This is a genomic window from Bradyrhizobium sp. 1200_D9_N1_1, assembly GCF_052075915.1.
GTDB classification, from domain to species: Bacteria; Pseudomonadota; Alphaproteobacteria; order Rhizobiales; family Xanthobacteraceae; genus Bradyrhizobium; species Bradyrhizobium diazoefficiens.
Window position 1 is genome coordinate 4,712,711 of the sequence record NZ_CP197226.1, and the last position, 24,692, is coordinate 4,737,402.

Below are 24,692 nucleotides of genomic sequence, written 5' to 3' on the forward strand. Positions count from 1 at the left end.
GCCCTTATGAGCACGCGGGCCTTCATTACCGGCGTATCCGGAACGGAACTGACCGCCGCCGAGCGGGAGTTTATCCGTGCCGAGCGCCCATGGGGCTTCATCCTCTTCAAGCGCAATATCGCCACGCCGGCTCAAGTTGCTGCATTGGTTGCAGAATTGCGCGCGGTTGCGAACGCACCCGACGCCCCCGTCCTGATCGATCAGGAGGGTGGACGGGTGCAGCGGCTGGGTCCGCCGCACTGGCCCGTCTATCCGCCGGGCGCCGTATTCGCGAATCTGTACGACAGTGATTCGGCGCTCGGGCTCACCGCGGCACGCCTCAGCGCGCGGCTGATCGCGGCCGATCTCGCCGATCTCGGCATTACCGTGGATTGCTTGCCGCTGGCTGACGTGCCGGTTCAGGGCGCGGATGCCGTCATCGGGAACCGGGCCTATGGCACCGAACCTGGCAAGGTCGCGGCGATCGCGCGCGCGGTGACCGAGGGCCTGGAGCAGGGTGGCGTGCTGCCGGTCCTCAAGCACATTCCCGGCCACGGCCGCGCCACCGCCGATACCCATTTCCAGCTGCCGACCGTCGACACGCCCAGGGACGAGCTGGAGCGGACCGACTTCGCGGCGTTCAAGCCGCTGGCGGACCTGCCGATGGCCATGACTGCACATGTTGTGTTTAGCGCGGTCGACCCCGCCCATCCGGCGACGACATCTGCGACAATGATTGCTCAGGTGATTCGCGGCGCAATCGGGTTCCAGGGTTTGTTAATGAGTGATGACGTGTCGATGAACGCGCTGGCGGGAAGCATTGCCGATCGGACCCGCGCCATCTTCGCGGCCGGCTGCGACATGGCTCTGCATTGCAACGGCAACATCGAGGAGATGCGCGAGGTCGCCGGCCAGACGCCTGAACTGTCCGGCAAGGCGCTGGAGCGGGCGACAGCCGCGCTCGCGGCGCGCAAGGCGCCGCAGCCATTCGACCGGGCGGCCGCACGCGCCGAACTGGACGCATTGATCGCACGGGCAAACACGGCATCCGCATGACCGCAGAAATCCTATCGTTTGAAACCGGGCGGCCCGCAGAGCTCGCCGAGGGTGAGCCGGCGTTGGTGGTGGACGTCGAGGGCTATGAAGGCCCGCTCGACCTCCTGCTCGCGTTGGCGCGGCAGCAGAAGGTCGATCTCGCCAAGATCTCGATCCTGGCGCTGGCCGACCAGTATCTCCACTTCATCGAAGCCGCGCGAAAGATCCGGCTCGAGCTCGCCGCCGACTACCTCGTGATGGCCGCGTGGCTCGCCTTCCTGAAGTCGCGCCTGCTGCTGCCGGAGCCGCCGAGCGCGGAAGGGCCGAGCGCCGAAGAGATGGCGACCGCGCTTGCCAACCGCCTGCGCCGGCTGGAAGCCATTCGTGAAGCCGCCAACCGGCTGATGAACCGGCCGCAATTGCAGCGCGATATCTTCCCGCGCGGCGAGCCCGAACAGATCGCCGAGATCAAGCATCCGAAATACACCGCGACGCTGTACGACCTGCTCACCGCCTATGCCTCGCAGCGCCAGTCGCGCGTGTTGGCGAGCGTGCATCTGGCCAAGCGTACGGTGTGGTCGCTCGCCGAGGCGCGCGCCACGCTGGAGCGGCTGGTCGGCAGCATCAGCGAACAGGATGACTGGGGCGTGCTCGACGACTTCCTGATCCGGCACGTCGCCGATCCGACGCAGCGTGCCACGGTGTTCGCCTCGAGCTTCGCCGCCGCGCTGGAGCTGGTGCGCGAAGGTCAGCTCGAGCTGAACCAGAAAGAGGCGTTTGCGCCGATCTATTTCCGGAAGGGGCGTCCCAAACCGGTCCCTGACGCAGCTCCCGCGCCCGATGCGCCGGTCGCTTAAGTGCAAGAAGGAGAATCTGCCATGGCAAGCCTGGCTGAAGTGCGGGTAGACGAGGCCGAGCCGATGGAGAACGAATCCCAGGCGCGTCCTGAAGAACTGCGGCTGCTGGAAGCGCTGCTGTTTGCGTCGAGCGAGCCGCTGGATACCGCGACGCTGGCCAAGCGCATGCCCGATGGCGTGGACGTCAAGGCCGCGCTCGAGCAGTTGCAGGCTGATTATGCCTCGCGTGGCGTGAACCTCGTGCGCGTCGCCAACAAATGGACCTTCCGCACCGCCGGCGATCTCGCCTGGCTGATGACGCGGGAGAGCACCGAGACCCGCCGCCTGTCGCGCGCGGCGATCGAGGTGCTGGCGATCATCGCCTATCACCAGCCTGTGACGCGCGCCGAGATCGAGGAGATCCGCGGCGTCGTCACCTCGAAGGGCACGCTCGACGTGCTGCTGGAGACCGGCTGGATCAAGCCGCGCGGCCGGCGCAAGACGCCGGGCCGTCCCTTGACCTTCGGAACCACCGAGGACTTCCTGTCGCAGTTCACCCTGGAACAGCTGGGCGATCTGCCGGGCCTGGAAGAGCTGAAGGGCACGGGCCTGCTGGATTCGCGCCTGCCGACCGGATTCAGCGTGCCGACGCCGTCCGATGACCCGCAATTGCGCGAAGACGAGGATCCGCTGGAACCGGGCGAGGACCTCGATCTCGCGCTGGCACCTGCGGTTGAGCCCGAGAGCCCGCCGGAAGGTGGCAATGAGGGCGGCGAGGGCGGCAGCGAGGACTAACCTCCCGGCCAATTACGGGCCCCCTGCGACCGGTTAACACTAGCAAGATTACGTAGCGCCAACAGCGAATTGGCGCCGGCTGGTCCTTGTTTTTGAGGCCTGCGGAGCCTACGTTCCGGTGAAGATCGGCCGGGTCCCCGGCCATGCGCGTTTGGAGGGTTGCAGGATGGGTTCACTCAGCATTTGGCACTGGATCTTGGTGATCGCAGTGGTCCTGCTGCTGTTCGGCCGCGGGAAGATTTCGGATCTGATGGGCGACGTGGCGCAGGGCATCAAGGCGTTCAAGAAGGGCATGCAGGACGACGACAAGCCCGCTGACAAGCCTGAGCCGGCCAAGTCCATCGAGCACAATGCCGCGCCGACCGCGGCACGCTCCGACGTCGGCAGCAAGGCCGTCTGAGCCAGAGAGCACGCGAGACGCGGGTAGCGGCCCCGATCCTGCGCGCGAGGGATTGGGCCGGCTTGCTGCTGGCGTGAACGGAAGACCTCATGTTCGACATCGGGTGGAGTGAACTGGTCCTGATCGGGGTCGTGGCCTTGATCGCCATCGGCCCGAAAGAGCTGCCGGGCGTTCTGCGCATGGTCGGGCAGTGGATGGGCAAGGCCCGCAAGATGGCCGCCGAATTCCAGGGCCAATTCCAGGAGGCGATGCGCGAGGCCGAGATGGCCGACCTCAAGAAGAGCTTCGACGAGGTCAAGGAAGCCGCCTCCGGCTTTGCCGGAAACAATCTGATGACCTCGCTCCAGAAGGACGTCAGCGACGCGCTTCGCGTCGATGCGCTCGACAAGCCAGCCGAGACGTCCTCAACAACTGCCATCGAAGCGCCGGCGACCTCAAGTGAGGCGCTGACGACTCCAACAACCCCGGAAGCCCCAACGCCGGAAACCTTCGTGGAAGCGGAAGCCCATGCCGCGGTGAACGAGCCGCTCGCCATCACCCGTGAGGTCGAGCAGGCGCCGGTCGTTGCGCAAGACACCGCGCCATCCGAAGCGATCAAGGACGCCAAAGCGTCATGAGCGACGCCGATATCGAGGCCAGCAAAGCCCCGCTGATGGACCATTTGATCGAGCTGCGCTCGCGGCTGATCAAGGCGCTGCTCGGCTTTGGCGTGGCCTTCATCTTCTGCTTCTTCTTCGCCAAGCAGATCTACAACGTGCTGGTCTGGCCCTTCGTGTGGGTCGCAGGACCCGAGAATTCGAAATTCATCTACACGGCGCTGCTGGAATATTTCATCACGCAGCTCAAGCTCGCGCTGTTCGGCGCCGGCTTCATCTCGTTCCCGATCGTGGCGACGCAGATCTACAAGTTCGTCGCGCCCGGGCTCTACAAGCACGAGAAGCAGGCCTTCTTGCCCTATCTGGTCGCGACCCCGTTCTTCTTCGTGCTGGGTGCGGCGCTGGTTTATTTCGTCGTGCTGCCGATGCTGGTCCGCTTCTCGCTTGGCATGCAGCAGGCCGGCAGCGACGAGACCGCCCAGATCCAGCTGCTGCCCAAGGTCGGCGAATACCTGTCGCTGATGATGTCGCTGATCTTCGCCTTCGGCATCGCCTTCCAGCTTCCGGTGATCCTGACGCTGCTCGGTCGCATCGGCATCGTCACCTCGAAGATGCTGCGCGAGAAGCGCCGCTATTTCATCGTGATCGCCTTCGTGATCGCGGCCGTGCTGACCCCGCCGGACGTGCTGAGCCAGTGCTCGCTCGCGATCCCCTTGCTGGCGCTCTACGAGGGCTCGATCATCGCGGTGGCGATGGTGGAGAAGAAGGCGGCGGCCGCGCAGGCCGCGGCCGGCACCGACGTGTCGACGCCGGCCAATCCGGCAGAGTAGGGACGCGGTGTCATTCCCCGCCTTGTGCGCAATTGCGCACTGGAGCGGGGAATCCAGTACGCCGCGGCCTGTCGAGGAATCACGGTCGGCTCTGGAATACTGGATCGCCCGCTTTCGCGGGCGATGACAGCTGTGCTAGGGGGAAGCGCGCCAATGCAAACTTGCAACGTTTGCCGTTGTAGGTTTACGCGCTGATCCAGGACCACGGCCATGCACGACATCAAATCGATCCGCGACAATCCGCAAGCCTTCGACGCCGGTCTCGCCCGGCGTGGCCTGAAGCCGTTGTCGGCCTCGCTGCTCGCGATCGACGAGAGGCGGCGCGCAGCGATCCTGGCCTCCGAGCAGGCGCAGGCACGGCGCAATGCAGCCTCCAAGGAAATCGGCGACGCCAAGAAGGCCAAGGACGAGGCGCGCGCGGCCACGCTGATGGCCGAAGTCGCCGAGCTCAAGACCACGATGCCGCAGCTCGAGGCGGCCGCGAAGGCAGCCGACGAAGAATTGACGAAAGAGCTGTCCGCGATCCCGAACATTCCGTTCGATGAAGTGCCTGACGGTGTCGACGAGCACGGCAACGTGCAGCACCATGTGTTCGGCAACAAGCGCAACTACGGCTTCGCGCCGAAGCTGCATGACGATCTCGGCAACGCGCTCGGCTACATGGATTTCGAGGCGGCGGCAAAACTCTCCGGCGCGCGCTTCGTCGTGCTGAAGAAGGGGCTCGCGCGCCTCGAGCGCGCGATCGGCCAGTTCATGCTCGACCTGCACACGACCGAGCACGGCTACACCGAGATCAACCCGCCGCTGCTGGTGCGCAACGAGGTGATGTTCGGCACCGGACAGCTGCCGAAGTTCGAGGACGATCAGTTCTGGGCGATCAAGGGCGAACTGCTCGCCTCACCCGACCATGAGCGGCTGAAGACAGAGCGCCTCGGTCTCATCCCGACGGCGGAAGTCTCGCTGACCAACCTCGCGCGCGAATCCATCCTCGACGAGAAGCAACTGCCGATGCGGCTCACCGCGCTGACGCCGTGCTTCCGTGCTGAGGCGGGCGCTGCCGGGCGCGACACCCGCGGCATGATCCGCCAGCATCAGTTCACCAAGGTCGAGCTGGTCTCGATCACGACGCCGGAAGCGAGCAAGGACGAGCTGGAGCGGATGCTGTCCTGCGCCGAGCAGGTGTTGCAGAAGCTCGACCTGCATTATCGCGTGATGACGCTCTGCGCAGGAGACATGGGCTTTTCGTCGCAAAAAACCTATGACATCGAGGTCTGGATGCCCGGGCAGGGCGACGGCGGTATGTTCCGCGAGATATCGAGCTGCTCGGTCTGCGGCGACTTCCAGGCGCGCCGCATGGATGCGCGCTCGCGCGGGCCGGACGGCAAGCCGCGCTTCGTGCATACGCTGAACGGCTCCGGCACTGCGGTCGGCCGCGCGCTGATCGCCGTGATGGAGACTTATCAGCAGGAGGACGGCTCGATTGCGGTCCCCAGCGTGCTCCAGCCGTACATGGGTGGATTGAAGGTGATCTCGCGCGACTGAGGCGTATTGCTCGCTGAAACGCAGAAACGTTTGGTTGCGAAGATCAGGCGGGCGGTTATCCTGACGGCCACCCGTCAATGCGAACCCACCGTTCATGGCCTTGCACCGCGACATCTTCTGGGTTGGCAGACAATGGGCGGTGACGGGTTGCGGCATCCAGGCCGTCGATCAGCGCCTGCGCGGTGTGCTCGACATCGAGATCGCGCGGCTCTGGGACGAGGATCTCGTGCAGAGCCGGCGAGCCAAGCCCGGCGTCAATGCTGCGGATTTCGACAAGGCGCTGACAGTGGCACGCGAGCGTTTTCCGCAGACGCCGGCGCCGGATCCGATCGTTGCAGAGCTGGAGGCGCTCGGCGTGATTGAGACTCCGGTTGTCAGTCCGGTCGTACCGGCGATGAAGTTGTATGCCGAAGGCAGACTCGCACGCTTCCTGCCGCAATGGCGCATCCGCCGCTAGCCTTGTACGGGCACCGGGCTCGAACAGGTGGGCGGCATCCGGAAGCAAGCGTCGGGAACCGAAGCCGGCCGCGTGCTGCGCTGCGGCAATAAGCGGGATCACAGATGAGATCTGCGCGGTGGCCGGTTTGCCTGATCGGTCCCAGCCGGATAAGACGGCTCAGACCCCTTCAGGAATCGACCTTTCGCATGCGCATTCTCTGCACCAATGACGACGGCATTCACGCTCCCGGCCTCAAGGTCGTGGAGGAGATCGCGCGGGCATTGTCCGACGACGTCTGGGTGGTGGCGCCCGAGCTCGACCAGTCCGGCGTGTCGCATTCGCTGTCGCTGAACGATCCCTTGCGCCTGCGCGAGGTCGGGCCGCGGCACTTCGCCGTGCGTGGCACCCCGACCGACTGCGTCATCATGGGCGCGCGCCATATCCTGGGCACCAAGCCGCCCGATCTCGTGCTGTCGGGCGTCAACAAGGGCCGCAACGTCGCCGAGGACGTCGTCTATTCCGGCACCATCGCCGGCGCGCTGGAGGGCACCATCCTGGGGCTGCCGTCGTTCGCGCTGTCGCAGGAGTTCAGCGTCGAGACCCGCGAGCGGCCGCCGTGGGACACCGCGCGCACGTTCGGCCCCGACATCCTGCGCAAGGTGATGGCCGCCGGCATCCCGAAGGAGACCGTCATCAACGTCAACTTCCCGTCCTGCGCGCCTGAGGATGTGCTCGGCATTCGCGTCACCCGCCAGGGCAAGCGCAATCTCGGCTTCCTCAGGATCGACGAGCGCAGGGACGGCCGCAACAATCCCTATTTCTGGATCGGCTTCGAGCGCGCGGCGATGATGGATACGCCCGCCGAGGGCACTGATCTGGCGGCGCTGCGCGAGCGCTATGTCTCGGTCACGCCGCTCAGGCTCGACCGCACCAACGAAGCGTTTTCCGAAGCACTGGGTGCGGCCCTGAAGTAGCGGCTAGTCGCCGCGAAGGGCGGCCTCGATGGTCCTGCCGAGCGCATCGAGCTGGAACGGCTTCTGGAGCGCGGGCCGGTCGCGATACTGCTCGGGCAGGCCGGAGGAGCCGTAGCCGGTGGCGAAGATGAACGGGCAGCCCTTCGCCTTGATCAGGTCGGCGACCGGGGAGATCACCTTGCCGTTGACGTTGACGTCGAGGATGGCGATGTCGAACTGGGTGGCTTCGGCGAGCCGCATCGCTTCGGGGATATCGCCGGCTTCAGCTGCGACCTTGTAGCCGAGCTCTTCCAGCATGTCCGCGACCATCATCCTGATCATCACCTCGTCTTCGACGAGAAATACAGAGCGGCCGGAAAGCCCTGTCGCGGTCATTGTCGGTGAGTCCTTGCCCAATCAAGAAAACGTTCGCAGATAACGCGAATCGACGCAATGCGCGTTTCGGCCAACGGACACCTGAAAATGGCCTTCGTAGCCAGTCCGCTGCAAGCCAATTTGTGGTCAAATGCCTCGGCGAAAGGCTATCATGAGTTCCTGAGCCGGAACAGGATTCTTGCCCCAGCCCTTGAGCTCCGCAAGCGATGATCCGGACCCTGACGAGACAACACTGGCAGCAATGACCTCCCATCAGCACCCGCCGGAAAAGATGATGTTTCAGCTCACGCTGAGGCGTCGGGGCATCAGCGATCAGGCGGTGCTGCGAACCATGGAGGAGGTGCCGCGCGAGCTGTTCGTCGACGAGGCCGATCGCGACGTGGCCTATCGCGATAGCGCGCTGCCGATCGCGTGCGGGCAGACCATCAGCCAGCCCTTCGTCGTCGCCTACATGACCGAGCAGCTCCAGCTCCAGAAGCAGCACCGCGTGCTCGAGATCGGCACGGGCTCCGGCTATCAGGCCGCCGTGCTGTCGCGGCTCGCAGGCCAGGTGCTGACGGTCGAGCGCTACCGCAAACTCGCGGACGCAGCACGCGCCAGACTTGAGAAGCTCGACTATCACAATGTCGAGGTGATGCTGGGCGACGGTCTCAACCTGCCTGCCAATATCGGCCCGTTCGACCGCATTATCGTCACCGCCGCCATGGAGCAGATTCCGGAGAACCTGGTCGATCGGCTCGAGGTGGGCGGCATCCTGATCGCGCCCGTCGGCCCGCATCAGGGGGTGCAGACGCTGATCCGTCTGACCCGCAGCGCGACCGGGATCGACCGCAAGGAACTCGTCGAGGTCCGTTTCGTGCCGGCACTGCCCGGCGTGGCGCGGGAGCTGTAGATTTCCGGATTGGCTGTGCGGCCAACATCTTATTGGGAGGGTTAAGCCGTTATTTACTCGGCGCGTGTTTACTTAAAAGACCAGTTCTGTTGCGTACGAGTGAGTAACCATGTCTGTCGTCGCCGAGTTGCTTTACTCGCGCCGCGTACCGCAGGTCGCGGTGCTGGCGCTGATCTCCTTCAGCTTCGCTGGGTGCAGCGCCGACATGTCGTCGCGGCTGTCCCAGTCGAACTTCTCCAATCCTTTTGCCTCCGATCAGACCGGTTCGGTGCAGCAGGCACCGCCGCCGCAGCGTGAGTTGCCGCAATATTCGCGGCCGCAGACGCAGCCCGGTTATTACCAGTCGCAGCCCTTGCCGCCGCCGGCGGTGTCCGCGCCGCAATCCTATCCGGTTGCGGCAGGCGGCGGGATGTCCGGTGGCGGGCGGGGCGTCGGGTCCTACGCGCCCCCGGCGCAGCCGCATCTGGAGACCACGGCCACCGTGCCGTCGCGCTCGGTCGCGGCCGCCCAGCCGGCCGGCGGGACCAAGATCATCGTCGGCACCAGCGACACGCTCGACGTGCTGGCCAAGCGTTATCACGTCACGCCGCAGGCGATCCTCGCCGCCAATGGCTACAAGGGGCCACGTGCGCTCTCGCCAGGCCAGCAGCTGATCATCCCGCATCCGGGCGCGACCGCGGCTGCACCCGCGCCGGCGATGGCTCCCGTCGCCGCGGCGCCGGCGGCGAAGCCGGTTGCGGCCGTCGCCGCGCCGCCGAGCATGCACTTCGTCAACCGCGGCGACACGCTCGCCAGCATCGCCCGCAAGAATCACATCTCGGCGGCTGAACTGGCCCGCGCCAACGGCCTCGATCCGTCGGCGAAGCTCAAGCTCGGCACCAAGCTGACCGTTCCCGGCGCGAAGACCGCCGCCGTCGCTGCACCTGTTGCTGCGCCAGTCGGGGCAGCCCCGGTCGCCGGTACACTCCAGCCGGTTGCGGCCGCTCCGGCGCCTGCCACCAAGATGGCCGCTGTCGCCGCGCCGGTGCAGAGCGCGCGCCTGGCGCAGGCCACCGCCAATGTCGAAGAGAAGGCTGTCGAGGCACCTGCGAAAGCTGCGGAGACCACCAGCGCGCTGCCGACTTTCCGCTGGCCGGTGCGCGGCAAGGTGGTCACGACCTACGGCGCCAAGACCAACGGCAAGTCCAACGACGGCATCAATCTCGCTGTGCCCGAGGGGACGCCGGTCAAGGCGGCTGAAGACGGCGTCGTCGCCTATTCCGGCAACGAGCTGAAAGGTTACGGCAATCTGGTCCTGGTTCGGCACTCCAACGGCTACGTCACCGCATATGCCCATGCGAGTGAGCTGTTGGTGAAGCGCGGCGATACCATCAAGCGCGGTCAGGTCATTGCCAAGTCGGGTCAATCCGGAGAGGTGGCGTCGCCGCAGCTCCACTTCGAGATCCGCAAGGGATCGAGTCCGGTTGACCCGCTTCAATTCCTGAACGGGGCGTGAGGCGTAGGGCCTGAGGAGTAGGGCAGGCCATCGCCACAAGGAAACTGCCATTGCCCGCGAAAGCGGGCGATCCAGTATTGCATAGACAGCAGTCGCTAGGCCGAGACGCTGCCGTGAACTGTGGCGTAGATCAGCACGCAGCAAAATTCGGATTAAAAAATTTGGCGAATGCCGGAAGCAGATCGCGTTCATGCGATTTCGCTCCGGCGGAATGTTTGTGCTTGCTCCTTCTTTTCCGGCAAGCTCTCTGAATCCCGAACCATTCAAAATCGCTGAGTTCGTCGCGTATGATTCGAGGGTCCGGTGTCGGAGCCTGGAACGCGTTGGTCGCGAGGCCGCTAAAGAGAATGAGATCAGGTTCGGCCTGAGGCTTTTGTGACCGGACGATCAAATTATCGAAGAACAACCCCATACAAAGTAGCCGATGGCTGCCGGTGCGATGTCCTAATGTTCTGAATCTGCTTCGGTTTTGATGGCGCAGCGGACATGGCAGGGCTTGCTGGCGATCCAGCGCCGTCGTGAATGACCCGACCGGGCCCCTTTGATCTAGATCAACCTGGAAGTCGGGCGTTCCCCCTCCGTAGCAGCGCAGGCCAACGACACACGGGGCGGAGACCGGCATGAAGCTGGCTGATACGAAATCGTCGCCTGATTCCGGACAATCGTACCAGCAACCAGCAGGTGAGGGGATGCTGTACGTGCCGGGCGGCACGTTTCGCATGGGTTCGGATCGGCACTATCCGGAGGAAGCGCCGGTTCACCGCGTCACCGTGGATGCGTTCTGGATGGATTGCCATCCAGTGACGAACCGGCAATTCAAGGCGTTCGCCAAGGCTACCGGCCACGTCACCGTTGCCGAGATCACGCCCGATCCAAAGGACTATCCCGGAATGCTCCCGCATATGATCTACGCGGGCTCGCTGGTGTTCTCTCCGCCCGCGCACCCGGTCAGTCTCCGGGACTTCAGCCAGTGGTGGACCTTCGCCAAGGGCGCGGACTGGCGACATCCCTACGGGCCGGGCAGCGACATCCGTGGGCTGGACGATCATCCCGTGGTGCATGTGGCCTTCAGCGATGCGCTCGCCTACGCAAGATGGGCTGGCAAGGATTTGCCGACCGAAGCGGAATGGGAATTTGCGGCGCGCGGCGGGCTGGATGGCGCCGAGTTCGCGTGGGGAGATGTTTTTGCGCCGGACGGCCGCCACATGGCCAACACCTGGCAGGGCGAATTTCCGCGCCAAAACACCAGGGACGATGGATACGAACGGACTTCGCCGGTCACCGCATTCCCGCCGAACGGATACGGGCTGCACGATATGATCGGCAACGTCTGGGAGTGGACGTCCGACTGGTACTCGCCTCGGCATGAAGCCGACGCTGCAAAAGCCTGTTGCATTCCAGAGAACCCGCGCGGCGGCCGTGAGGCCGATAGCTACGACCCCAGAACGACCAACGTCAAGATTCCACGAAAGGTCATCAAAGGCGGCTCGCATTTGTGCGCGCCGAATTACTGCCGACGCTACCGGCCGGCTGCGCGGCATGCGGAGCCGATCGATACTTCCACGAGTCATCTCGGCTTTCGGTGCGTCAGGCGAGGAGCCGCTGACGCATATTAAACAGGAGAGCGTAACCATGTTGAGTACTATATTGCCCGACAAGTCACGCAAGACACCTGGTTGGCACAAGCGGTCCTGCGCATCGCTGCTTGGCGCGACGATGTTGATGTCGCTGTCCGGGCCGACCAGCACGCCGGCAACCGCACAGCCGGCACAGAAACCCAATATCCTCTTCATCATGGGCGACGACATCGGCTGGATGCAGCCGAGCATCTACCACCGCGGCCTGATGGTCGGGGAAACGCCCAACATCGATCGCATCGGCAACGAAGGCGCGATCTTCATGCACTATTACGCCGAGCAGAGCTGCACGGCCGGCCGCAATGCCTTTTTCACCGGCATGAATCCGCTGCGCACCGGGATGATACCTCCGCAACTGCCCGGCAGCCCGTCCTATCTGCGGCCCGGCACCCCGTCCATCGCGAAATTCCTGCTCGATCTCGGCTACAACACCGGCGAGTTCGGCAAGAACCATCTCGGCGACCACACCGACGCGCTGCCGACCGCGCATGGCTTCCAGGAATACTGGGGCTACCTATATCACCTCGATGCGATGCAGGGCGTGAGCTTCCCGGACATCAACAAGTCCCCGACCCAGCAGACGGTTGCCCCGCCATGCAAGAATACGCCGATCCCCGGTATCCCGGAAGTACCGGGCGCGGTCGATCCGCTAACGACGGTTTGCCTGACGCCTCCGCGCAACGTCCTGTCGTGCAAGTCGGATGGTACATCCAGGACTCAGCAGTGCATCGACCAGGGCCCGCTGACGCTCGAGCGATCGAAGGGTGTCGACGAGGAAATCTCGGCCAAGGTCATCGACTTCATCGATCGCAACGACCCGAAGACGACGGGCAAGCCTTTCTTCGTCTGGTACAACCCGGCGCGCATGCATGTGACGACCGTGCTTAACGACAAGTACATGGCAATGGTCGGCGAACCGGGTGGCAAGGACTGGGGCGTCAACGAAGCCGGCATGAAGCAGATGGATGACAACATTGGCTACGTGCTGAAGAAGCTCCAGGACATGGGCCAACTCGACAATACGATCGTCGTGTTCACCACCGACAACGGCGCCGAGACGTTCACCTACCCGGACGGCGGCACGACCCCGTTCAAGGGCTCGAAGATGAACACCTGGGAAGGCGGCATGCGCGCTCCGTGTGTCATTCGCTGGCCGGGTGTCATCAAACCTGGAACGGTCAAGAACGACATCTTCGCGTCGCTCGACTGGCTGCCCACGCTTGTCAATATCGCCGGCGGAGCCAAGGGCGATGCGCTGAACAAGCGGATCATGGCCGGCGCCTATCCGGGCATCGTCAAGACCAGGCTCGATGGCTTCGACCAGACCGAGTACCTCTCGGGACGTTCGGAGAAGTCGGCGCGCGATACCTTCTTCTACTATTCCAGCAGCCACCCGTCGGCGGTGCGCTACAAGAATTGGAAGATGTATTTCGCGATCGCGCCCGAAACCGCGACGGGCTTCCTCTCGCCGGGAGTCCAGACCCAGTTCGCAGCCGGCATGGTTAACCTCAAGCGCGATCCATTCGAGACGTCGTGGGGCGATGAGAAAAAGGCGAGTTTCTGGTTCAGCGGCGCGCTCGCCGGGCCGGTCACGGCTTACATATACGACTGGAACCTGCTGCCCATCGGGCAGGTGCTGTGGCTGAAGGAGCTGGAATCCTACAAGGAGTTCCCACCCCTTCAGGATCCCGCGAGCTACAACCTGGATCAGGTCATGGAACAGCTCAAGAAGGGTCAGGGGCACCCGAGCCAGTAGCTCGGATGCTTGATGCGGGCGCCCGACATAGGGCGCCCGCCAACGGAATCGCGAGCAAACAGGAGGAGCACGTCATGAGTAACAAGCGTCCGCCAGAAGAATCCCACGACGTTCCGCCGTAATCGGACGGCGGAATGAAACGCCGCGATCTGCTGCTGAGCGGAAGTTTCGCTTGTGGCCGCTTCAATGTTGGCCAGTAGGGACCGCACGATCGAAACGGATCGACAATGAAACAGATCACGCGATCACGCCTTGACCGGCGCGCACTGCTCTCGTCTCTGGCGATGCTTCCGTTTCTATCTGCCGCTCTGCGTTCCACGTCCGCCATGGCCCAGACGCAAGCCGGTCCTCTGCCGTCCTGGAACGAGGGCCCGACGAAAGCCTCGATCGTCGACTTCGTCGCACGGGTCACGGAGAACGGTGGACCCTATTTCGTGCCCCCCGATCAACGCATCGCAACCTTCGACAACGACGGCACGCTTTGGATCGAACAGCCGATGTATGTACAACTGGCGTTTGCGCTGGATCGCGTGAAGGTCCTTGCGCCTATGCATCCGGAATGGAAGGACAAGCAGCCCTTCGCGGCAGTGCTGAATGGCGACTTGAAGGCGCTCGCAGCTTTCGGGGAGAAGGGCGTGGCCGAGCTGCTGGCGGTAACTCACGCCGGCATGACGACGGCGGAGTTTGAGAAGATCGTCACAGACTGGCTTGCGACCGCGCGTGATGGCCGTTTCAAGCGTCCGTATACCGAACTTGTCTATCAGCCTATGCTCGAACTGCTCGCTTACCTCCGCACCAACGGCTTCAAGACCTTCATCGTGTCAGGTGGCGGCGTCGAATTCATGCGACCATGGACCGAGGCGATTTATGGCGTGCCTCCCGAGCAGGTCGTCGGATCGTCAATCAAGACCCGGTATGAGATGCGCGACAGCACGCCGGTTCTATTTCGCTTGCCGGATATCGATTTCATCGACGACAAGGCCGGCAAACCGATCGGGATCAATAGCCACATCGGCCGGCGTCCGATCGCCGCCTTCGGCAACTCCGATGGCGACCTCGAAATGCTGCAATGGGCGACGCTCGGTACCAGTGGCGCGCGGTTCGGCCTGATCGTCCACCATACCGATGCGGAACGCGAATATGCCTACGATCGCCAATCACATTTCGGCAAGCTCGATGTCGCTCTCGATGCTGCAGCGCTGAACAGGTGGACCGTTGTGGACATGAAGAACGACTGGAAGAGTATCTTTTCGTTTGATTAGAGGTGAAATCGTAAGACCCACGGTTGCGCGAATGCAGTGCGCAGCCAGCCATTAAGCTCAATGCACGCCGTTGGCATAGCACCCGACTATATTTTTAGATGTGGCCAATTCACAACGGACATCGGGTCCGGAGCATGCCTTACTTACAGCCCGTAGACGAAACTCCGATTCCTTCGGTCTCGAGATAGGCTTAGGCCTGATGACGGGACCAGGTCTTAAAACGGAAGGTGGGTTCGCGACCGCCAAATCTCGATGCATCCGTCGAACCGCTAGGAGATTGCAGATGAAGCCCACGTTGGAATTTGCGGGTGCCTCTCAACCGACCCTGCTCAGCGCGGTTGTGGTTGCAGCTCTCACGTTTTCGCCGCAAATCGCGAGCGCCGACGAGAGCGGCATCTCGTTCTGGGTCCCGGGGCTGTTCGGCAGTCTGGCAGCGGCACCCACCGCCCCAGGCTGGTCCCTCGGGACGATCTATTACCACACCAGTGTGTCCGCCTCCGGTGCTGCCGCAGCGGCCCGAGAAGTTCAGATTGGCCGCTTCTCTCCGAACGTCAATGTCAACTTGAACGTAAATCTCAAAGCGCCGCCAGACCTGCTGTTTCTGGCTCCGACGTATACGTTCGCGACGCCGGTCCTCGGCGGGCAATTGTCCGTCGGTGTCATGGGCGTTTACGGCCGAAACAGCACGACCCTTGACGGCACGCTGACGACTGGGTTCGGTCCGATTTCGGCGACCCGCACGGGAAGCATATCGGACTCGCTCACCGGGTTCGGCGACCTCTATCCCATGGTCTCGATGAAGTGGCACGACGGCGTCCACAACTACATGACCTATGTGACCGGCGACATTCCAGTCGGCGCCTATGAACCCAGCCGCCTCTCCAACATCGGTATCGGTCATGGCGCCATCGACGCAGGCGGGGGTTACACTTACCTCAACCCGATGACGGGATATGAATTCTCCGGCGTCGGCGGCTTCACATACAACTTCAAGAACCCGGACACGCTGGTTCAGAGCGGCGTCGATTTCCACTTCGATTGGGGCGCGTCGAAATTTCTCTCAAAGCAGGCCTTCGTAGGTCTGGTCGGCTATGCCTATCAGCAGGTCTCCAACGATACCGGCGGACTGCCGGCCCTTGGCGGATTCAGGTCGCGAGTTTTCGGCATCGGTCCGCAGTTCGGCTATCTTTTTCCGATCGGCGGCATGCAGGGATATCTGAACATAAAGGGATATGGCGAATTCGAGGCGGCGAACCGGCCGTCGGGCTGGAATACCTGGCTGACCTTTGCGATTTCGCCCGCCGCACCTGAAAGCACCGTTGCGCCGACCCGGCACAGGGTGACGAAGTAGGGGATCAACTGGAGAAAGGCACAAACCGGCAACCGGCTCTAGCGGCACGTAGGGAATTGGTGCCGAGCTTGGTCGGAAGGTGGCCTATTGATCTGAGGGCAAAAAATGCCGAAGAGCAAAACCATCTGGCTCGGTTCGTTGGCATCAGTGGCCGCCATAGCGATTGCGAGCGCGCCTGCCGCAGCGCAGCAACCTAAGAATCCCAATATTGTCGTCATCCTCGCGGATAATCTGGGCTACGGCGAGTTGGGCGTATATGGCGGCGGTATCCTCCGCGGCGCGCCCACGCCACGTATTGACGCGCTCGCCGGTGAGGGCACCCGCCTCCTCAACTTCAATGTTGAAGCGCAGTGTACGCCGTCCCGATCGGCCCTGCTTACAGGACGCTTTGCCATCCGCTCCGGAACGTACGAAGTTCCGATCGGCGGCATCCCCGACGGATTAACACAGTGGGAGATCACGACCGCGGAGCTGTTGTCGGGGCAGGGCTACGCGACCGGGATGTGGGGCAAATGGCATCTCGGCAGCGCCGAAGACCGGATGCCGACCAATCAGGGCTTCGACGAGTGGTATGGCATCCCGCGCACGTATGACGAGGCGATGTGGCCGTCCCTGGACGAGACACGAAGCATGTGGCCGTCGGTCGGAAACAGGCAGGGTTGGAATGCGAAAGTCGTTCACCCTCAACATATCTATGAAGCACGCAAGGGCGATAAACCTCGACAGGTCGCCGTGCTGGATGAGGATCGCCGCCGCACCATGGACGCGGAGATCACCAGCCGTGCGGTGGAGTTCATCAAGCGCAACGCGAGCTCAGGCAAGCCGTTCTATGCCTACGTCCCGTTCGCGCACGTTCACATGCCGACGCTTCCAAATCTTGAGTTCGCGGGTAGAACCGGCAACGGCGATTGGGCCGATTGCCTGGCCGAAATGGACTACCGCACCGGGCAAATCCTCGATGCCATCAAGCAAGCAGGAATCGAAAACGACACGCTTGTGATATTCGCCAGCGACAATGGCCCGGAGGCAACCAACCCCTGGGAGGGTGACAACGGACCTTGGCGCGGAACTTACTTCACGGCGATGGAAGGTTCACTGCGGGCACCGTTCATCATTCGCTGGCCCGGCAAGGTGCCGGCGGGCCGCATCAGCAACGAAATCGTTCACACCGTCGACCTCTTCACGACGCTTGCGCGGGTCGGGGGCGCAGAGGTCCCTACGGATCGCGCGATTGACGGCGTGGATCAGCTAGATTTCTTTTTGGGCAAGCAGGAGGCCTCTAACCGCGAAGGGTTCCCCGCCTACGTGGCCGACCGGCTGTCAGCCGTCAAATGGCGAAACTGGAAAGTCCATTTGATCTGGCAGGAAACTATGTACGCCACGCCGCAGAAATTGCCCTTGCCGAGAGTCATCAATCTACTGACCGACCGGAAGGAGGAGCGTGATGTTGCCGCGCAAAACTCCTGGGTCGCCGATCCCGCAGTGAGAATCATCGGAGAACTGGAAGCGAGCTTCAAGAAGTACCCTCCAATCAAACTTGGCACCCCAGATCCCTACACGCCGCCATAACCGGTTTTTATGCGCACGCGCCCTTGATTCCCCGCCTTCGGGGAAAGACAGCCGTAAGTGGGTTACGATCCGACCGCTACTGCGCCGTGAGCTTCACGCCCAGTCGTCCCGCAAGCTCCTGCACGAATTGCCAGGCGACACGGCCCGAGCGCGAGCCGCGCGTGGTCGACCATTCCAGCGCCTCGCGCTCCAGCGCCTCATCATCGACCTTTATGTCGAAATGGCTGCAATAGCCGCGCACCATGGCGAGATATTCGTCCTGGCTGCATCGGTGGAAGCCGAGCCAGAGGCCGAAGCGATCCGACAGCGACACCTTTTCCTCGACCGCTTCGCCGGGATTGATCGCGGTCGAGCGCTCGTTCTCGATCATCTCGCGCGCGAGCAGATGGCGGCGGTTGGAGGTGGCGTAGAGGATGACGTTCTCGGGCCGGCCCTCGATGCCGCCTTCGAGCACGGCCTTGAGCGACTTGTACGAGGCGTCATTGCCGTCGAAGGAGAGGTCGTCGCAGAACACGATGAAGCGGAAGGACGAGGCGCGCAACTGCTCCATCAGCGCGGGCAAAGTCTCGATGTCCTCGCGGTGAATCTCGATCAGCTTCAGCTTGTCGGCCGGTTTGCGGTCCGCATTGATGCTGGCATGCGCGGCCTTGACCAGCGACGACTTGCCCATGCCGCGCGCGCCCCAGAGCAGGGCGTTGTTGGCGGGTAGGCCGCCTGCGAAGCGCTCGGTGTTCTCCATCAGGATGTCGCGCATCCGGTCGACGCCCTTGAGGAGGAACAGCTCGACGCGGCTGACCCGCGGCACCGCCGAGAGACGGCCGTCCGGATGCCAGACATAGGCATCCGCCCGGTCGAACGACTCGGGTTCGGCCGCCGGCTTGCCCTGGGCGGAGAGGTGCGCCGCAATGGTCTCGAGGGCGAGGACGATCCGCTCCTGGTTGAGGTCAGGCGCTGCCTTGGAGATCGCCTTGGAGACTGCTTTGGAGGCTGCCGTGGGGCGTTTTGCCGCGACGCGGGCAGGCTTCCTGGCAGGGGTACGGGGGCCTTTGCCGGCCGGGCTTTTGCTTGGTTTTTTGGGCATGTCCGAAGTTCCTGAGAATGCAGCCTTATCGGGCCTGACGGCGCGCCGCAAGGTGACCAAAAGGACGGTCTGGCAGCGTTGCAATTGGGGCGGTGGCCGCTATAGTCCGCGCGAATTTGACCGAGCCGGTCGCCTTTGAGGGCCTGACCGGCTTTCCCCGTTGTCACAAGGATCGTCCGAATGCTGATTACCCCTGCGTATGCCCAGGCCGCGGGCGCCGGCGACACCAACAGCATGTTGATGTCGCTGCTGCCGTTCGCCCTGATCTTCGTGATTATGTACTTCCTGATTCTGCGTCCGCAGCAGAAGAAGGTCCGTGACCACGCCGACCTCGTGAAGAACATCCGTCGCGGCGACACCGTCGTGACCTCGGGCGGCCTCGTCGGCAAGGTCACCAAGGTCGTCGATGACGACCAGATCGAGTTCGAGATTTCCGACGGCGTCCGCGTCCGGCAGATGCGCCAGATGATCTCCGGCGTGCGCGCCAAGGGCGAGCCGGCGAAGGAATCCAAGGATAGCGCGAAGGAAGCCGCCAAGGACGACGCCGCGTCGAAGTGAACGCTTCCGCGAGCATCTCAAGTCTCCTGATCTGACAGGTCCAGTCGATGTTGTATTTCACGCGGTGGAGGGCGCTGGGGATTATCCTGACGGCGCTGATCGTGTGCCTCTGCGCGGTCCCGAACTTCTTCCCCGAGGCACAGGTCAAGACCTGGCCGGCCTGGGCGCAGCGCCGGCTCGTGCTCGGCCTCGACCTCCAGGGCGGCTCCTATCTGCTGCTTGAGGTCGATTCCAACTATGTGAAGAAGGAGAGGCTGGACCAGGTCCGCGACGACGTTCGCCGGACGCTGCGCGATGCCAAGATCGGCTTCACCGGCGGCGTCACCGTGCGCAACGACGCGGCCGAGGTTCGCATCACCAAGGAAACCGATGTGCAGCCGGCGCTCGCCAAGCTGCGCGAATTGGCCCAGCCGCTCGGCGGTCTGATGGGCTCCAGCGGTCAACGCGACCTTGAAGTGACCGATGCCGGTGGCGGCGTTATCCGCCTGAGCATCCCGCAGGCCGCGATGCTCGACCGCATGCGCAAGACCATCGAGCAATCGATCCAGATCGTCGAGCGCCGCGTCAACGAGCTCGGCACCGTCGAGCCCGTCATCCAGCGCCAGGGCAACGACCGCATCCTGGTGCAGGTCCCCGGTCTTCAGGACCCGACCCGCCTGAAGGAACTGCTGGGCAAGACCGCGAAGATGGAATTCCGCATGGTCGACACCTCCGTGCCGCCGGATCAGGCGCAGCAGGGCAGGTTGCCGCCGGAATCCGATCTGCTGATGAGCGCCTCGCCACCGCCCACACCTTACGTGGTCAAGAAGCAGGTGCTGGTCGCCGGCGGCGACCTGACCGATGCCCAGGCGAGCTTCGACCAGCGCACGGGTGAGCCGGTCGTCAGCTTCAAGTTCAACACGTCGGGCGCGCGCAAGTTCTCGCAAGCCACGCAGGAAAACGTGGGGCTGCCGTTTGCGATCGTCCTCGACAACAAGGTGATCTCGGCGCCTGTCATCCGCGAGCCGATCACCGGCGGTCAGGGCCAGATCTCCGGCAATTTCACCGTGCAATCGGCCAACGATCTCGCGATCCTCCTGCGCGCCGGCGCGCTGCCGGCGCCGCTCACCGTGGTCGAGGAGCGCACCGTCGGTCCGGGCCTTGGCCAGGACTCGATCGAGAAGGGCGAGCTTGCGGCTTACGTCGGCTCGATCCTGGTCATCATCTTCATGCTCGTGACCTATCGGCTGTTCGGGGTGTTCGCCAACATCGCGGTGGCCATCAACGTCGCCATGATCTTCGGCCTGCTGTCGCTGCTCAACGCCACGCTGACGCTGCCCGGCATCGCCGGCATCGTGCTCACCGTCGGCATCGCCGTGGACTCCAACGTGCTGATCTACGAGCGCATCCGCGAGGAGCTGCGCGGCGGCCGTAACGCGATCTCGGCGATCGACGCCGGCTTCAAGCGGGCGCTCGCGACCATCCTCGATTCCAACATCACCACCTTCATTGCCGCCGCGGTGCTGTTCTACATCGGCACCGGCCCGGTGCGCGGCTTCGCCGTGACGCTCGGTATCGGCATCATCACCACGGTGTTCACCGCCTTCACCCTGACCCGGCTGATCGTCGCCGGGTGGGTGCGGTGGAAGCGGCCGCAGAGCGTGCCGATCTAGGAGCCTGATTGTGAATCACACCGTTCTCATCGGGCTCGGCGTCCTCATTACTATTCTCACCGTGGTCGCGGCCCTCGGCTTGCTGCCGTCGTTGCGCATCGTCCCGGACAACACGCATTTCGACTTCACGCGATTCCGCCGCATCAGCTTCCCGATCTCGGCGGCGCTGTCGATCGTCGCCATCACGCTGTTCTTCACCCACGGCCTGAACCTCGGTATCGACTTCAAGGGCGGCACGTTGCTGGAGGTGCGGGCCAAGTCCGGCGCCGCCGACATCGCGGCGATGCGCACGACGCTGGATGGCTTGCGTCTGGGCGAGGTCCAGCTCCAGCAGTTCGGCGGGCCCGAGAACGTCCTGATCCGCGTCGCGGAGCAGCCGGGCGGCGATACCGCCCAGCAGGAGGCCGTGCAGAAGGTCCGTACCGCGCTCGGCGATTCCATCGAGTACCGCCGCGTCGAGGTGCTCGGTCCGCGCGTCGCCGGCGAGCTCTTGGCCTACGGCATGCTCGGCCTGATGCTCGCGATCGTCGCGATCCTGATCTATCTCTGGTTCCGCTTCGAATGGCAGTTCGCGCTGGGCGCCATGATCGCCAACGTGCACGACATCGTGCTGACGATCGGCTTCATGTCGATCAGTCAGGTCGATTTCGACCTGACCAGCATCGCCGCGCTTCTGACCATTCTGGGCTATTCGCTCAACGACACGGTCGTCATCTACGACCGTATCCGTGAAATGCTGCGGCGCTACAAGAAGATGCCGATGCCGCAGCTGCTCAACGAGTCCATCAACTCGACGCTGTCGCGCTCGATCATCACCCACGTCACGGTGACGCTGGCGCTGCTCGCGCTGCTGCTGTTCGGCGGTCACGCCATCCACAGCTTCACCGCGGTGATGATGTTCGGCGTGGTGCTGGTCGGCACCTACACCTCGATCTTCATCGCGGCGCCGATCCTGATCTATCTCGGCGTCGGCGAGCATCGCGAAGATGCGCCGGATACGGCTACGCCGGCGAAGAAAAACAAGGCATGATCCGAACCGCACGCCCTCGCACGCGTTTGCGAGGGCAGTAAGCCCATTCGGACGAACCTCATGGCCGGCGATCCCAACGCACCGCATTTCCCGCGCTCGGCGCCGATCGAGGCCTATGGCAAGGGCGGCTTCGCCTTTGCCGGCATGTCGCATCGGGGATCGCTGCTCTGCCTGCCTGACGCGATCTGGGCCTGGGATGTGACGGACCCCGCGAAGATCGACCGCTATTCGCTGGATCGGGTCTTCGCGGCCGCCAACAGCATCGATACGCTCCTGATTGGCACCGGAACCGGGGTCTGGCTGCCGCCGCCGGCGCTGCGGCAGGCTCTGAAGGCGGTGAGGGTGGTGCTGGACACGATGCAGACCGGCCCGGCCGTGCGCACCTACAACATCATGATCGGCGAACGGCGCCGCGTTGCGGCCGCGCTGATCGCCGTGCCATGAGCAGCGCTGCATCTTCGCCCGATTCCGTCGCCTTCTGCGCCGATCTCGTGCGCAGCCACGATTTTCCGCGCTATGTCGCGACCCTGTTCGCGCCCGCCGCCGAGCGCCGTGCGCTGCTCGCGCTCTATGCCTTCAATGTCGAGATCGTCCGGGTCCGCGACCAGGTGAGCCAGCCCTTGCCCGGCGAGATCCGCCTGCAATGGTGGACCGACATGCTTGCCGGCCATGTCCATGGCAGCGCCGAGGGCAATCCGGTCGCGGCCGAGCTGCTGCGCGCGATCCGCGATTTCGACCTGCCGGTCGAGCCGTTGTCGCTGCTCGCCGACGAGCATCAGTTCGATCTCTACAACGATCCGATGCCGACCATGGCGGCGCTGGAAGGCTATCTGGCCGCGACTTCATCGGCGCTGTTCATGCTCGCGGCACGGATCATGGGGCCGCCGTCGGAGGCGGTCGAGCACCTTGCCCGTCATGCCGGGCTGGCGCAGGGCATCGTGCAGGTCATCGTCAACCTGCCGCGCGATGCCGCGCACCGGCAATTGTTCCTGCCGCAGCAGGTGCTGGCGAGCCACAATTGCAACATGGAGGATGTGTTCGCCAGCAGGCAGACGCCCAACCTCCATGCGGTGCTCGAGCAGCTTGCGGGTGAGGCCCGGCAGCATGCGACGACAGCCTCGTCGCTGCTGGCGCAGGCGCCGTCGTCGGTGCGGCCGGCGTTCCTGCCGCTGAGCCAGGCGCAGGCCGACCTCAAGCGCCTGGCGCGTCCGGGACGCAATCCGTTTGCGCCGCAGCCTTCGTCGCGGCTGCGCACGCTGTGGACGCTCTGGCGGGCTTCACGTTCCCGGGAATTTACCAAATAGCGGTTGGCTTGTCGCCCGAGCCGGGCAAATGCTCTATGCTGTCCCATGGCTGACTTGTCCCAAACCACGTCCTCCGATCTCAGCGGCCTTCCGGTCGCGCCTGGTGACATTCAGGCAGCCGCCGAGACCATCCGCGGTGCCGTCGTCGAGACGCCCTGCAGCTACAGCCGCACGCTGAGCAACATCTGCGGCTGTGACATCTGGCTCAAATTCGAGAACCTCCAGTTCACCTCCTCGTTCAAGGAGCGCGGCGCGCTCAACCGCCTCACCGCGCTGACGCCGGAGGAGCGTATGCGCGGCGTCATCGCCATGTCGGCGGGCAACCACGCGCAGGGCGTCGCCTATCACGCCAGGCGGCTCGGCATTCCCGCCACCATCGTGATGCCGGTCGGCACGCCCATGGTGAAGATCGAGAACACGAAGCACCACGGCGCGGAGGTGGTGGTGACGGGCGCGACGCTGGAGGAGGCGGCCGCGTTTGCGCGCAGCCACGGTGAAGCTCACGGCATGATCTTCGTCCACCCTTACGACGATCCGCTTGTGATCGCGGGGCAGGGCACCGTCGGGCTGGAGATGTTGAAGGCGGTGCCGGAGCTCGACACGCTGGTTGTCCCGATCGGCGGTGGCGGCCTGATCAGCGGGATCGGCATTGCCGCGAAATCGATCAAGCCATCGCTGCGGATTCTTGGCGTCGAGGCCTGGCTCTATCCCTCGATGTACAACGCCATCCATGACGGCAATCTGCCGGCGCGCGGCGATACGCTCGCCGAGGGCATCGCGGTGAAGTCGCCCGGCAAGATCACGACTGAAATCGTCCGGCGCCTCGTCGACGACATCGCGCTGGTCAACGAGGCCGAGCTCGAGCGCGCGGTCGCGACCCTGATCTCGATCGAGAAGACGGTCGTCGAGGGCGCCGGCGCCGCCGGCCTTGCCGCGCTGATGTCCGACCCGTCCCGCTTTGCCGGCCAGAAGGTCGGCCTGGTGCTGAGCGGCGGCAATATCGACACGCGGTTGATCGCCTCCGTCCTGACCCGCGAACTGGCGCGCGAGGGACGGTTGACCCAGTTGTCCCTCGACATTCCTGACCGGCCCGGGCAGCTGGCGGCGGTGGCTGCGCTGCTGGCCGAGGCTGGCGCCAACATCATCGAGGTCTCGCATCAGCGGACCTTCTCCGACCTGCCGGCCAAGGCGACGCTACTGCAACTCGTGATCGAGACCCGCGACAGCGCCCATCTCGACGAGGTCATGGCGAGGCTCAGTGCTTCCGGCTTGAGCGCGCGCTGCACCTGAGCGGCGCGGCCGTC

At 64.0% G+C, this 24,692-nt stretch carries 24 protein-coding genes; 22 read left to right on the forward strand and 2 right to left on the reverse strand.

Translation table 11 applies throughout. The features are described from left to right. Nucleotides 1–6 precede the first annotated feature (6 nt). The 9 genes from nagZ (at nt 7) to surE (ending at nt 7,426) form a co-directional block, all read left to right on the forward strand. Nucleotides 7–1,035, forward strand: coding sequence for a beta-N-acetylhexosaminidase (gene nagZ / locus AB5K84_RS22665; protein ID WP_011087522.1), 1,029 nt, complete (start codon nt 7–9; stop codon nt 1,033–1,035). Further along, nucleotides 1,032–1,871 carry a segregation and condensation protein A gene (locus AB5K84_RS22670; protein WP_011087521.1) on the forward strand — a complete coding sequence of 280 codons (840 nt, stop codon included), beginning with the start codon at nt 1,032–1,034 and terminating at the stop codon, nt 1,869–1,871. The genes nagZ and AB5K84_RS22670 overlap by 4 nt, the downstream gene beginning before the upstream one ends. A 21-nt stretch (nt 1,872–1,892) precedes the next feature. Continuing rightward, the gene (gene scpB / locus AB5K84_RS22675; protein ID WP_028171841.1) at nt 1,893–2,645 is read left to right on the forward strand and encodes an SMC-Scp complex subunit ScpB; all 753 of its coding nucleotides are present in this window, start codon (nt 1,893–1,895) and stop codon (nt 2,643–2,645) included. A gap of 166 nt (nt 2,646–2,811) precedes the next feature. Next, complete coding sequence (locus AB5K84_RS22680) at nt 2,812–3,045, forward strand: twin-arginine translocase TatA/TatE family subunit (RefSeq protein ID WP_011087519.1); 234 nt, start codon at nt 2,812–2,814, stop codon at nt 3,043–3,045. Between the two features lie 89 nt (nt 3,046–3,134). Continuing rightward, the gene (gene tatB, locus AB5K84_RS22685; RefSeq protein WP_011087518.1) at nt 3,135–3,662 is read left to right on the forward strand and encodes a Sec-independent protein translocase protein TatB; all 528 of its coding nucleotides are present in this window, start codon (nt 3,135–3,137) and stop codon (nt 3,660–3,662) included. After that, nucleotides 3,659–4,471, forward strand: coding sequence for a twin-arginine translocase subunit TatC (tatC, locus tag AB5K84_RS22690; protein ID WP_011087517.1), 813 nt, complete (start codon nt 3,659–3,661; stop codon nt 4,469–4,471). The genes tatB and tatC overlap by 4 nt, the downstream gene beginning before the upstream one ends. Before the next feature lie 210 nt (nt 4,472–4,681). Beyond that, nucleotides 4,682–6,013, forward strand: a complete 1,332-nt coding sequence (serS, locus tag AB5K84_RS22695; protein ID WP_011087516.1) for a serine--tRNA ligase — start codon at nt 4,682–4,684, stop codon at nt 6,011–6,013. Nucleotides 6,014–6,107: 94 nt separating this feature from the next. Then, nucleotides 6,108–6,470, forward strand: coding sequence for a hypothetical protein (locus tag AB5K84_RS22700; protein WP_011087515.1), 363 nt, complete (start codon nt 6,108–6,110; stop codon nt 6,468–6,470). Between the two features lie 188 nt (nt 6,471–6,658). After that, entirely contained in the window at nt 6,659–7,426 is a 768-nt protein-coding gene (surE, locus tag AB5K84_RS22705; RefSeq protein WP_028171844.1) for a 5'/3'-nucleotidase SurE, read from the forward strand. Nucleotides 7,427–7,429: 3 nt separating this feature from the next. Here surE and AB5K84_RS22710 read toward each other — a convergent pair whose 3' ends face one another. After that, the gene (locus tag AB5K84_RS22710; RefSeq protein WP_011087513.1) at nt 7,430–7,801 is read right to left on the reverse strand and encodes a response regulator; all 372 of its coding nucleotides are present in this window, start codon (nt 7,799–7,801) and stop codon (nt 7,430–7,432) included. A gap of 241 nt (nt 7,802–8,042) precedes the next feature. Between AB5K84_RS22710 and AB5K84_RS22715 the strand changes: the two genes are divergently transcribed. The 7 genes from AB5K84_RS22715 to AB5K84_RS22745 all read left to right on the forward strand — a co-directional run bounded on the left by AB5K84_RS22715 (nt 8,043) and on the right by AB5K84_RS22745 (nt 17,763). Beyond that, on the forward strand, nt 8,043–8,693 hold the full coding sequence (locus AB5K84_RS22715; RefSeq protein ID WP_011087512.1) for a protein-L-isoaspartate(D-aspartate) O-methyltransferase: 651 nt from the start codon (nt 8,043–8,045) through the stop codon (nt 8,691–8,693). 109 nt (nt 8,694–8,802) lie between these two features. Beyond that, nucleotides 8,803–10,188: a LysM peptidoglycan-binding domain-containing M23 family metallopeptidase gene (locus AB5K84_RS22720; protein ID WP_011087511.1), complete on the forward strand. Its 1,386-nt coding sequence runs from the start codon at nt 8,803–8,805 to the stop codon at nt 10,186–10,188. A gap of 620 nt (nt 10,189–10,808) precedes the next feature. After that, on the forward strand, nt 10,809–11,804 hold the full coding sequence (locus tag AB5K84_RS22725; RefSeq protein WP_011087510.1) for a formylglycine-generating enzyme family protein: 996 nt from the start codon (nt 10,809–10,811) through the stop codon (nt 11,802–11,804). Between the two features lie 100 nt (nt 11,805–11,904). Further along, nucleotides 11,905–13,581: an arylsulfatase gene (locus AB5K84_RS22730; protein WP_038967256.1), complete on the forward strand. Its 1,677-nt coding sequence runs from the start codon at nt 11,905–11,907 to the stop codon at nt 13,579–13,581. Between the two features lie 284 nt (nt 13,582–13,865). Then, entirely contained in the window at nt 13,866–14,843 is a 978-nt protein-coding gene (locus tag AB5K84_RS22735; RefSeq protein WP_049832412.1) for an HAD family hydrolase, read from the forward strand. A 283-nt stretch (nt 14,844–15,126) separates the two neighbouring features. Then, nucleotides 15,127–16,194: a SphA family protein gene (locus AB5K84_RS22740; RefSeq protein WP_162494106.1), complete on the forward strand. Its 1,068-nt coding sequence runs from the start codon at nt 15,127–15,129 to the stop codon at nt 16,192–16,194. A 105-nt stretch (nt 16,195–16,299) separates the two neighbouring features. Beyond that, the gene (locus AB5K84_RS22745) at nt 16,300–17,763 is read left to right on the forward strand and encodes an arylsulfatase (protein WP_011087506.1); all 1,464 of its coding nucleotides are present in this window, start codon (nt 16,300–16,302) and stop codon (nt 17,761–17,763) included. A 76-nt stretch (nt 17,764–17,839) separates the two neighbouring features. On the opposite strand, the gene AB5K84_RS22750 is transcribed toward AB5K84_RS22745, so the two are convergent. Further along, nucleotides 17,840–18,844 carry an ATP-binding protein gene (locus AB5K84_RS22750; protein ID WP_011087505.1) on the reverse strand — a complete coding sequence of 335 codons (1,005 nt, stop codon included), beginning with the start codon at nt 18,842–18,844 and terminating at the stop codon, nt 17,840–17,842. A 180-nt stretch (nt 18,845–19,024) separates the two neighbouring features. On the opposite strand from AB5K84_RS22750, the gene yajC reads away from it, so the two are divergent. Genes yajC through AB5K84_RS22780 form a run of 6 tightly spaced genes read left to right on the forward strand, consistent with a single transcriptional unit; the run spans nt 19,025 to nt 24,678 of the window. Beyond that, a complete protein-coding gene (gene yajC, locus AB5K84_RS22755) occupies nt 19,025–19,402 on the forward strand; it encodes a preprotein translocase subunit YajC (protein WP_011087504.1) in 378 nt (125 codons plus the stop codon). Nucleotides 19,403–19,449: 47 nt separating this feature from the next. Next, a complete protein-coding gene (gene secD / locus AB5K84_RS22760) occupies nt 19,450–21,054 on the forward strand; it encodes a protein translocase subunit SecD (protein WP_011087503.1) in 1,605 nt (534 codons plus the stop codon). Nucleotides 21,055–21,064: 10 nt separating this feature from the next. Continuing rightward, a complete protein-coding gene (gene secF / locus AB5K84_RS22765; protein ID WP_011087502.1) occupies nt 21,065–22,084 on the forward strand; it encodes a protein translocase subunit SecF in 1,020 nt (339 codons plus the stop codon). A gap of 60 nt (nt 22,085–22,144) precedes the next feature. After that, nucleotides 22,145–22,528: an Mth938-like domain-containing protein gene (locus AB5K84_RS22770; RefSeq protein WP_011087501.1), complete on the forward strand. Its 384-nt coding sequence runs from the start codon at nt 22,145–22,147 to the stop codon at nt 22,526–22,528. Next, a complete protein-coding gene (locus AB5K84_RS22775; RefSeq protein WP_011087500.1) occupies nt 22,525–23,388 on the forward strand; it encodes a phytoene/squalene synthase family protein in 864 nt (287 codons plus the stop codon). The genes AB5K84_RS22770 and AB5K84_RS22775 overlap by 4 nt, the downstream gene beginning before the upstream one ends. 45 nt (nt 23,389–23,433) lie before the next feature. Then, nucleotides 23,434–24,678 (forward strand): threonine ammonia-lyase, encoded by a 1,245-nt coding sequence (locus AB5K84_RS22780; protein WP_011087499.1) that lies wholly within the window; start codon nt 23,434–23,436, stop codon nt 24,676–24,678. Nucleotides 24,679–24,692: the final 14 nt, after the last annotated feature.